Source organism: Rhodococcus sp. NPDC059968 (assembly GCF_042738615.1).
In the GTDB taxonomy this organism is placed as follows: domain Bacteria; phylum Actinomycetota; class Actinomycetes; order Mycobacteriales; family Mycobacteriaceae; genus Rhodococcus_F.
Genome location: NZ_JBHWUE010000107.1, coordinates 20649 through 30835 on the forward strand (window position 1 = coordinate 20649; position 10187 = coordinate 30835).

Sequence of the window (10187 nt, forward strand, 5' to 3'; positions counted from 1 at the left end):
GCCCTTCTCGGGCCGGCCCACAACACATGGAGTATGTGACGATGGAAGCACTCGCAGCAGTCGCGAGAGAACCCCACACCGAGTTCACCCTCGAACCGATCACCATCGAGGGCCCTCGGGCCGGTGAAGTACTCGTGGAGATCGAGGCGGTCGGCATCTGCCACACCGACCTCGCCGCCCGCGACGGCGCCCTCCCCACCGCACTGCCCGCCGTCCTCGGCCACGAGGGGTGCGGCGTCGTCCGCGCCGTCGGCGACGGTGTCACCAAGGTCGCCCCCGGCGACCGGGTCGCCATCACCTTCAACAGCTGCGGCACCTGCCCCTCGTGCACCACCGGGGCACCCTCGTACTGCCACCAGTTCATGCACCTCGCCTACGACGGCGTCCGCGACGACGGCACCGGACCGCTCACCACCACCGACGGCGAATCGCTGACCGGCCTGTTCTTCGGACAATCCTCCTTCGCCACCCACAGCCTCGCCTTCGAACGCAACGTCGTGAAGGTCCCCGACGACGTCCCCGCCGAACTCCTCGCACCCCTGGGCTGCGGCATCCAAACCGGCGCCGGCGCAGTCATGCGCTCCCTGAACTGCCGACCCGGATCGGCGATCCTCATCGCCGGCGCCGGATCCGTCGGGCTGGCCGCCGTCATGGGCGCCGTCGTCCAGGGCTGCGCCACCATCATCGCCGCCGAACCGCACCGGACCCGGCGCGACCTCGCCCTCGAACTCGGCGCCACCCACGTGATCGACCCCGCCGCCGGCCCCCTCACCGAGCAGGTCCGGGCCGTCATCCCCGCCGGCGTGAACTACGCCATCGACACCTCCGGCGTCCCCGCCGTCATCGAATCCCTCATCGGCGCCATGACGTTCCACGGCAAGATCGGACTCATCGGCGTCCCCGCCGACCCCGAATCCTCGGTTCCGCTGAACATCATCAACTCCCTCGCCATGGGCCTGACCATCACCGGAATCATCGAAGGCGACAGCGTCCCCGACCAGTTCATCCCCGAACTGGTCGAGCTGTACAAGGCCGGCCGGTTCCCCCTCGACAAGCTCGTCACCACCTTCCCCTTCACGAAGATCAACGACGCCATCGACGCCCAGCACCGCGGCGAGGTCCTCAAACCCGTCCTCGTCCACGACTGACCACCCGCAACCCGAACCACTCACGAAGGACACCCGATGACGATCGACTACCCCGATCTCTACATCCGCGGCGGATGGGCACAGCCATCCGGCGACGCGACCATCCCGGTCATCTCCCCGACCACCGAGCAGCGGATCGGCTCGGTCCCCGAGGGCACCGACACCGACATCGACGACGCCGTCGACGCCGCCCGCGCCGCCCTCACCGACTGGGCATCGAGGACCGCCGCCCAGCGCGCCGAGGTGCTCAGCCGCTTCGCCGACGAACTCGAATCCCGCGCCGAAGACACCGCCACCCGGGTGAGCAGCCAGAACGGCATGCCCATCACCCTCGCCCGGCAGTTCGAGGGCGGCTTCCCACCCGTCCTGCTGCGCTACTACGCCGAGATGGCGGCGAAGCAGGAAGACGAGATCCGGCCCGGCATGCTCGGCGGCTCCACCCTCGTCACCCGCTCCCCGATCGGCGTCGTCGGCGCCATCGTGCCGTGGAACGTGCCCCAGGCCATCACATTCCTCAAACTCGCCCCCGCCCTCGCCGCCGGATGCACCGTCGTCCTCAAACCCTCCCCCGAGACCGTCCTCGACGCGTTCCTGATGGCCGAGGCCGCCATCGCCGCCGGGCTACCGGCCGGCGTGCTCAACATCGTCCCCGGCGGACGCGACCTCGGCGCCTACCTCGTCGCCCACCCCGGCATCGACAAGGTCTCCTTCACCGGATCCACCACCGCCGGCCGCGCCATCGGGCGCACCTGCGGCGAACTGCTCCGCCCCGTCACCCTCGAACTCGGCGGCAAATCCGCCGCCGTCATCCTCGACGACGCCGACCTGGCAGCGAACATCGAATCCTTCTACGCCGCAACCCTGCTCAACAACGGACAGATCTGCTGGCTCGGCACCCGCGTCCTCGCACCCCGATCCCGCTACACCGAAATCGTCGACACCATCACCGACCTCGCCAAGGGCCTGACCGTCGGCGACCCGCTGTCCGACACCACCCAGATGGGACCACTCGTCTCGTCCCGGCAACGCGACCGCGTCGAGGGCTACATCGCAAAGGGCCGCTCCGACGGCGGCCGGGTCACCGCCGGCGGCGGCAGACCCGACAACACCGACCACGGCTGGTTCATCGAACCCACCGTCTTCGCCGACGTCGAAACCGGCCACACCATCGCCCAGGAAGAAATCTTCGGACCCGTCCTGTCCGTCATCCCCTACACCGACGAAGCCGAAGCGATCGCCATCGCCAACCACTCCGACTACGGCCTCGGCGGCTCCATCTGGACCGCCGACCCCGAACGCGGCACCCAATTCGCGCGGGGCATCGCCAGCGGAACCGTCGGCATCAACGGCTACTCCAACGACCCCACCGCCCCCTTCGGCGGCATCAAGAACAGCGGCCTCGGCCGCGAACTCGGACCCGAAGGCCTCACCAGCTACCAACAGCTCAAAAGCATCTACCTCGACGTGCGCTAACCGGACGGTGCGGCCATGCGACACCCCGCACGGCCGCACCCGCGCACCCAGACAAAAGAGAACGGAGACATCCGTGACCAAGGACGAGCTCACCATGCTCGACTTCGCGGTCAAATGGGCACCCTTCGGAGGCGGAGACGAACACATCCTCCCCGAGTTCGGCGTCTACCCCACCGTGTTCTACCGCAGGTTGCACCGTCTCCTCACCCACCACCCCACCGTCAACGACAGCGTCCGACGCCGGCTCGACGAACTCTGCACCCTCAAACTCGCGCCGATCGCCGATCGTCATCCGGTGCTCCGATAGGCGTTCCCGAGAAGGACATCCGCGACGACGCACCTGTTCGGAGCCAGTCCACGACCGCTACCGTGCGAGAGGTGGAACTTATTCTCGCTGCCTCGGCCGAATTCGAGCGCGTGGTGCGCCAACTGACGGTGGACTCATGGGACCTGCCCACACCGTCACAGATTTCGGTGCGCGACCTGGTCGAGCACGTCGTGGTGGGAAATCGCTTCACTGTGCTCCTGCTTGCCGGCGTCGGGCGTGAACAAGCCCGGAACATGCTCGCAGATGACCAGCTCGGAGACGACCCGGTCGCCGCGGTGGCCGAATCGTCACGACACCAGGCCGAGGCCTTCGCTGCCGCACCACCGGAACAGCCAGTTCCAGGCCCGAACGGCGACCTCCCTGCCGAGGCGTTCCTGCGCTTCCGGCTCGTCGACCTTGTGGTCCACGCGTGGGACCTTCTCCGTGCGGCGGGCCTCGATGAAACTCTTGACCCACCGGTGGTCGCCGGGCTGTCGCGTGTGGTCGAACCACATCTGGACGACATGCTCGCCTTCGGCGCGTACGGCGAGGGCTCGAGTGACACATTGCCTCCCGACGCTTCGCAGCAGACCCGACTCCTCGACTGGTTCGGACGACGGCCCTAGCGCAACGCCAAGGAGGACCTCCCGTCGAGGATCCGTTTGCGGGGCCGGTCGGGGACTCTACGATTCGTCCGGTCATCGTTCGGCTTGCGGGGTCACCATCGACGTTGTCAGCATCCGATCTGTGCCGTCACCCGGTTAGCGCATGCAAGTATCGGTGGCATGTCCGAGAAGCGATTCAACTTTGCCTATGTCGGCGATCCTCCACTGGGTTGGACTGCCCACTTGAAGTGGAGTGCCCGGATCTTGCGATTGGCCGGCGAATCCATTCCGGACAAAGAACTCGAGCGCGAACTGGAACGTGAGGAACAGGAACAACGCGAGAAGCGAGCGCAACGGCCACCCGGTCGCCGCGAGTTACCCGAATTTCGGAAACGACCCGACGCGTTCCTGACGACAGAGGACGAGGATCCAGTCCTTTACGAGCCGAAGTTGTCGATCCCATTCAGAACCAACAACGGCCTCGACCTCCAGTTCACCAGAGTGAAGGTGTACGAGAGCGGGGTGGGCTTTGATCTGGTCGCCCGCGAACCGGACCCAGACCCCACCGCCGGTATCCCGCTCGACACCGAAACAATCAATCTGGGTTACAGAATCAGGCCGGACAAGGCTCACAAAACCAGAATCCGGCTGGTCCTCGCGGTATCACCAACTCTTGGTGAACACGGTTTCTTCGGCGGCACAGTGCTGTCCAACTCATTCAGACAGGACGACTTTCCCGATGATCCGAACGAGCCATGGCTATCTGGTGGCGGCGACTCCCGCAGCCGTGTCCGCGACCTGCCTGATTGAAACGCGAGCCCACTACTTCCTCAGTCCGGTACCCACAAAGAGCACCATCCACGTCACGGTGGCTTACCCCGAGTTTGGACTCAAAACGACCAGCATCGAGTTTTACGCCGCCAACCTCCGCCCGCCGGGCCGATAGCCGATCGTTATCCGGCGCCGATAGGCGTTCCCTTCCGGACGCACATCCGCTTGGCGTGGTAGTGAACCGGCCCTCGGTGTGGCCTGACCGATGATTTTTCCGCGCCGTGCTGGTCTGTACACCGAGTACCGACTCACGGGAGGCTGACACCATGAGGAAACTGACCTTCGCCATGAATGTGAGCCTGGACGGTTACATCGCCGCGCCCGGCGACGACCTCGGCTGGAGTGTGCCGAGCGACGAGCTGTTCCAGTGGTGGTCCGACCGGGTGAGGGCGACAGGCACGGCGCTGTACGGGCGCAAACTGTGGGAGACGATGAGCTCCCACTGGCCGACCGCCGACCAGCAGCCGGGTGCCACACCGGCGGAGATCGAGTTCGCCCGCCGCTGGCGGGACATGCCGAAGGTGGTGTTCTCCTCGACGACCAGCACGGTCGACTGGAACACCCGCCTGGTCACCGGCGACGCGGTCACCGAGATCACCCGGCTCAAGGCCGAGGACGGCGGCCCCATGGATATCGGCGGCGCCACACTCGCCGCAGTGGCCATGCGGGATGGGCTGATCGACGAGTACGCGATCGTCACCCATCCGGTCCTGGTAGGTGGCGGCACACCGTTCTTTGCGGCCCTGGACAACTGGGTGAACCTGACCCTGGTGGAGACCGGGACGTTCCCTGACGGCGTGGTCCTGACCAGGTACGAGACCAGGCGCTGAGTACCCGACCTCGGATCGGCCCGGGCTTCGGGCCGCCCAAGGATCTCGTGGCGCTGTGTTTCGAGGCGATCGTGATACCCGTCAAGGATCACAGACCGTGTATGTAAGGGATCGCGGATCGGGATCGGGATCGGGATCGGGATCGGTCAATTGTCGCCGGGAAGCTGGCGGAAGTACTCCTCAGGCGAAACCTCGGGTGGAATCCGGTGAGCGTTGTGGTCAGGGTCGTCGTCGAGGGTGATCGTCAGCGACGTGCTGTACGCGCCGGCGCTAGGCCCTTGGGGGCGGCGATACGGTTCGTCGTCGACGTACCATGCGTCGGTAGCGACGAAGTCGAAGCTGTCCTGGACCCCCTTCCCGGGTAGGCGTTCCCACTCGAAATACACTTGACGACCAGGATCCAAGCCCATGCGAGTCTTCGTAGAAGGCGTCGTCGCGTGTATCCAGCAACCACCGGGTGTCTCGGGCGAGTCGATGACGCCCCAGCCCTCGTCGTGGTTCCAGGTCCGCATCGTTCCGATGCTCGGAGACATGATTTGATACTGCATCATCACAACGACCGTTCACATGCCAATCTTCCACTCGGCGGGGTAGTGACGGATCCCGTTGCTGCATTGGTGACCGGTCGCCGATCCGCTTGCGGAACCACGTGTCCGCCGGCGCGCAGTCGGCCGCACTGTCCGCTGGTGGTTCCGCTAATGGACGTTCCTCACGACACACCCGATCCGGGCCCCCGGTCGGCGCCTCTCGCCACGCCGTTGTGGACGATCTGGGCGCATAGACACACGTGGGTAACGCGCGCGTCAGCCGATCTGCTCGAACAGGGACACGATGATCCCTTCGGGCCCACGCACGTAGGCCATCCGCACGCTGTTCTCGTACTCGCCGATGCCGCCGATGAGCCCGTACCCGTCCGCAGCCACCGCGTCGACGGCCGCCTGGAGGTCGCCGACCTCGAAGGACACGTTGCGCAGCCCAAGCTCGTTGGCCATCGCCGTGGGCGATCCGGGCACGTGGTCGGGCGTGACGAAGGTCGCGAGCTCCAGCCGGGACCCTCCGTCGGGCGGCCGCAGCATCGCGATCTCACAGTGCGCGCCGGGGATGCCGCAGACGGTCTCCACGAACTCGCCCTCCACAGATCCGGTGCCCTCGACCTCGAGACCCAGTCCGACGAAGAACGCCGTCACCGAGTCGAGGTCCGCGACGGTGATGCCGATGTGGTCGAAACGTTGTACGTGTGCCATGGGATCCATCCTCCAATTGTTGTCTTGCCGATTCGATGCTGGGACGGAGCCGGGGCTGGGATCTCGACATGTTCGTTCTTGCAAGCTGAGGTCAACCCAGGGTTTCGAAAGATCGTGCGGGACGACGTGTTGCTGTCGCGGCTGGAAGACGCGGGAACGTCCCTGGTGCGTGACGGTCCCCCGTGGACCCCTCGCGACCTTTCGTTGGGTGTTCGCTGGTGTCGTACCGGATCACCATCTCACCACTCCCTCGCCACCCCTCGTAGACACCGGTGCCGCTGATGATCCTCCATGGCTCACTTTGCGTGTGCCCTACTGGCATCTGGGGGTCGAAGCCCATCCTCAAACGTGCCGTCCTGACACGTAATCGACCGGTCTACAAGCCCGATCCCACCAGTACCGTGCGTGTCCCGATGGTGGATCCGCTTTCGGCACTCCGGTCAGGGGACATGTCCGAAAGCCCATCCTCCGCGGCTTAGTACTGCAACGGCACTTATGGCAGGTGGCCGCGTGTTCGGTAATGACAGATGCGGGCCTGGTGTTGTCGGCGCCGTCGCCAGTTCGACCAGGACCAGACGTGCTCGTCGGGGTGGGCGTGTCGCAGGATCAGATACACGAGCAGGCGGCGGATCTCGGGTACCGTGTACCCGATCATGCCCTGATCATCGGTTCCGATTCCCCCTTTACCGCTTCGGTTTTCGTCCCGGCGAGCCAGGCGAGAGCGAGCATCGACAAGGTGATGTGGGCGTACCAGGCCCGGTAGGTGCGCACCTGGTACTGGTCGAGGCCGGCCTCGTTCTTGGCCTGCTGAAAGCATTCCTCGACCCGCCACCGCGAGCCGGCGACGGTGGCGAGTTCGGTGAGCGTGGTGCGGCGGGGTCCGGCGCAGATGTAGTACGCGATCTCGGTCGGATCGGAGAGGGATCGGCGGGCGAGGAGCCAGTGCCCGCGCCCGGGTGCCCAGGCGATCCGGATCGGGATCCGCACCCAGGAGTATTCGCGCCTGCCGTGCGCGCCGTCGCCGACGGAGATCCGGCGCCACTGCTTTGCCGGGACCGCGGCGATCATCTCGTCGGCGCGCCCGGTGCGGCCGTGCGGGGTGAACACGTCGTCGTTGCAACGGGTAGCCAGCACATACGAAACATCGCGTTCCTCGAGCCAGACCCGCAGGTACTTCACCTGCCCGTAGGCCTCGTCGGCGGTGGCCCAGGAGAACGGGACCTGTGCGTCGAGGGCACGTTCGATCATGTGTTGCGCCAGTCTCGGTTTGGTCGCGAACTCCACCTCGTCGCCGATCCCGGCGGCGCGGCACCGGTCCCGGTCGGAGGTCCACGACTCGGGCAGGTACAGCTCCCGGTCGATGAGCGCGTGCCCGGCCGCGCTCGCGTAGGCGAGGAAGACCCCGATCTGACAGTTTTCCACCCGCCCAGCGGTGCCCGAGTACTGGCGTTGCACCCCGGCCGAGCGGGTGCCCTTCTTGAGGAATCCGGTGTCATCGACGATCAGTACGCCGGTGCGGTCGCCGAGGCGTTCGACGACGTAATCGCGGACATCGTCGCGCACGCCGTCGATGTCCCAGTCCGCCCGCCGCAGCAACCGTTGCATCCCGTCCGGGCTGATTTCACCGGCCCGCTCGGCGAGGGTCCACCCGTTCTTGCGTTCCAGACCCGCAACCAAACCCGTCACATATTCACGGACTCGGGTACGCGGTTCCGACCGGGCGAACCGACCGGAGATCCGCTCATGCAACGCTTCCAACTCGGCGACAACCAGATCAAGGACCACACAATCAGTATCGTCTACCTGTCAAGCAAGTGCCGTTGCAGTATTAGGCCACGTTTCGATAGTCCGGAAAAAGGCCCCCTGTGAGGTTCCGGAGCTGTCGTTGGGGCTGATCGTCGCCGGTGTCCTTCGGCGGCCGCGCCACCACGACGGGTGAGGTTTTCGTGGGCGCGACGTTGTAGTCCGGCGCGAGCTCGGGGTCGGCCCGGTCGGGGTCGATCTCGACGGTCTCGAGCAGCGTTTCCGGCTCGTCGTCGATGCGTAGCGATCGCACCTACCGATAGCCTGCCACGATCCACCGACGAGCCGGTCGTGCTCAATGTCATTGTGGCCGCTCCTGGGCGGGCTAGTTGATGCGTGGTCCCCGGACGAGTTCGGCGTTGCGCGGCGGGAAGGGTTCGCCATTGTTGTATTTGCGTTCGAGAACGGCGAGGTAATGGGCGAGGGCTTCGTCGACGAGGTTGGACCAACTGTTGGGGGCGCCGGCGATGTGGCCGATGGCGGCGACGGCATTCTTGCCATTTTCGACCTTGGCGCGGTTGATGTAGACGGATTCAAGCTTCTTGTCTGCGGGGACCCGTTTGGTGGTCTTCTTTTCCTCGCCGAGGGCCACCGGACCCGGTTGAGGTTCGGCGATGGTGGCTGCTTCTCGTGCGACGTCCACGCCCTGTTCGACGAGGTTCGGCAGTCGTGGCTTGCGGCGTTCGAGAGGGTTGTTGGCGAGTCCGGGTTTACGTGTCACGCTCGTCAGGAGGTCCTTGGAACGAGTTCTCGAGTACGTCCCGTCCTGGTGGGCGCCTGTGCGGGGCTGGTGGCGGCGTTCGAGGGGGTTGTTGGCGAGTCCGGGCTTACGTGTCACGCTCATCGCTAGGTCCTTTCGACGAGTTCTTGGGCGGCGTCGCGGTAGGCGCGTGCTGCGGAGGAGGACGGTGCCCACCTGACGACGGGTTCTTCGGCGCTGTAGCTTTCGCTGACGCGGACGGACTTCGGGATGATGGTGCGCATCGTCTGGTCGGGGTAGGTCTCGCGGAGCGCGGCGAGGACCTGCTGGTCGATGACCTGGCCGAGTTCGACGCGGCCGCACAGAATGTGATTGAGCCGCGCGGTTGGGTTGAGCAGCTCGACCTGCTGGGTGATGTAGTTCTCGATCCGCATGAGCGCTTCGAGTTCCATGGCTCCCGTCATGACAGCGGCGAGCACTTCGGTGCAGGCGACGAGTGCACTGATGGTCAGGTGGTCGAAGTCTCCGGGGCAGTCGAGCAGGTTGAAGTCGACGTCGGGGGCGCTGGCGAGGGCTTTGCGCAGGATGCCATGTGCACCGGGCTTCTTGAGGAAGTAGGGCCCGACGGAATCGAGTTCCTTGGTGGAAGGAACGAGGTGGATCCCGGACGCGGTGATGGTGGTGGCTTCCTCGATGCTCGCCACCAGCATGAGTACCGACAGGACATCGTTGTCGACGGCTTCGGGCGTGGCGCCGAGCCAGGTGGTGGCGTTGCATTGTGGGTCGAGGTCGATGACGCGGACGGTGTAGCCGGCTTCGACGAGGGCTTGGGCGAGGTTGACCGCGCTCGTGGTTTTGGTGGAGCCGCCTTTATGGTTGACCACTGCGATGGTGCGGGTCATGTGGGCCTGTCCCTTCGTGTAAATATAGTGACGTAGCTCAAGATACTTAACTTGGTCGAGGCACGCGGATGACCCGCCGATCTGAGCTGGAACATGTCCGATCCAAAACCTTCAACGGTGGTGGCGCGAAACCACCACCGCGGGGTCCCAGTCTCTCACCGCAACGCTGCGCCGACGCGTGACTAGTAGCATGTCGCTGCTTACTTCTGTCCTGTTTCGGTTAGGTTGGGGGCGGCAGACTTCCCCTTCCCCTCTGCCGGTCAGGACTGTTGTCATGCCTTCGCAGAAGAAGCGTCCGGTGACGTTGAGCTCGGCTGATCGTGAGTTCTTGGAACGGTTGACCA

At 65.4% G+C, this 10187-nt stretch carries 13 protein-coding genes; 6 read left to right on the forward strand and 7 right to left on the reverse strand.

Annotated elements, in window-relative coordinates:
- Window positions 1-41 precede the first annotated feature (41 nt).
- From ACFWAY_RS44815 to ACFWAY_RS44840, 6 genes are all read left to right on the forward strand, one after another.
- The gene (locus tag ACFWAY_RS44815; RefSeq protein WP_378515084.1) at window positions 42-1148 is read left to right on the forward strand and encodes an NAD(P)-dependent alcohol dehydrogenase; all 1107 of its coding nucleotides are present in this window, start codon (window positions 42-44) and stop codon (window positions 1146-1148) included.
- Window positions 1149-1184: 36 nt separating this feature from the next.
- Complete coding sequence (locus ACFWAY_RS44820) at window positions 1185-2621, forward strand: aldehyde dehydrogenase (protein ID WP_378515085.1); 1437 nt, start codon at window positions 1185-1187, stop codon at window positions 2619-2621.
- A 73-nt stretch (window positions 2622-2694) separates the two neighbouring features.
- Window positions 2695-2928 carry a hypothetical protein gene (locus tag ACFWAY_RS44825; RefSeq protein WP_378515086.1) on the forward strand — a complete coding sequence of 78 codons (234 nt, stop codon included), beginning with the start codon at window positions 2695-2697 and terminating at the stop codon, window positions 2926-2928.
- A gap of 71 nt (window positions 2929-2999) precedes the next feature.
- A complete protein-coding gene (locus tag ACFWAY_RS44830; RefSeq protein WP_378458944.1) occupies window positions 3000-3554 on the forward strand; it encodes a TIGR03086 family metal-binding protein in 555 nt (184 codons plus the stop codon).
- A gap of 159 nt (window positions 3555-3713) precedes the next feature.
- The gene (locus tag ACFWAY_RS44835; RefSeq protein ID WP_378515087.1) at window positions 3714-4343 is read left to right on the forward strand and encodes a hypothetical protein; all 630 of its coding nucleotides are present in this window, start codon (window positions 3714-3716) and stop codon (window positions 4341-4343) included.
- Between the two features lie 287 nt (window positions 4344-4630).
- Window positions 4631-5194: a dihydrofolate reductase family protein gene (locus ACFWAY_RS44840; RefSeq protein ID WP_005241403.1), complete on the forward strand. Its 564-nt coding sequence runs from the start codon at window positions 4631-4633 to the stop codon at window positions 5192-5194.
- Between the two features lie 146 nt (window positions 5195-5340).
- Here the strand turns inward: ACFWAY_RS44840 and ACFWAY_RS44845 are convergent, their stop codons facing one another.
- The 7 genes from ACFWAY_RS44845 to ACFWAY_RS44875 form a co-directional block, all read right to left on the reverse strand.
- Window positions 5341-5727, reverse strand: coding sequence for a hypothetical protein (locus ACFWAY_RS44845; protein WP_378515088.1), 387 nt, complete (start codon window positions 5725-5727; stop codon window positions 5341-5343).
- A 270-nt stretch (window positions 5728-5997) separates the two neighbouring features.
- On the reverse strand, window positions 5998-6438 hold the full coding sequence (locus ACFWAY_RS44850; protein ID WP_378458949.1) for a VOC family protein: 441 nt from the start codon (window positions 6436-6438) through the stop codon (window positions 5998-6000).
- A 493-nt stretch (window positions 6439-6931) separates the two neighbouring features.
- A complete protein-coding gene (locus tag ACFWAY_RS44855) occupies window positions 6932-7093 on the reverse strand; it encodes a hypothetical protein (RefSeq protein WP_378515089.1) in 162 nt (53 codons plus the stop codon).
- Window positions 7090-8223: an IS701 family transposase gene (locus tag ACFWAY_RS44860; protein ID WP_378515090.1), complete on the reverse strand. Its 1134-nt coding sequence runs from the start codon at window positions 8221-8223 to the stop codon at window positions 7090-7092. The genes ACFWAY_RS44855 and ACFWAY_RS44860 overlap by 4 nt, the downstream gene beginning before the upstream one ends.
- 43 nt (window positions 8224-8266) lie before the next feature.
- Window positions 8267-8494: a hypothetical protein gene (locus ACFWAY_RS44865; RefSeq protein ID WP_378458950.1), complete on the reverse strand. Its 228-nt coding sequence runs from the start codon at window positions 8492-8494 to the stop codon at window positions 8267-8269.
- 72 nt (window positions 8495-8566) lie between these two features.
- Complete coding sequence (locus tag ACFWAY_RS44870; protein ID WP_378458951.1) at window positions 8567-9085, reverse strand: hypothetical protein; 519 nt, start codon at window positions 9083-9085, stop codon at window positions 8567-8569.
- 2 nt (window positions 9086-9087) lie between these two features.
- Window positions 9088-9843, reverse strand: a complete 756-nt coding sequence (locus ACFWAY_RS44875) for a ParA family protein (RefSeq protein ID WP_378458952.1) — start codon at window positions 9841-9843, stop codon at window positions 9088-9090.
- Between the last annotated feature and the right edge of the window lie 344 nt (window positions 9844-10187).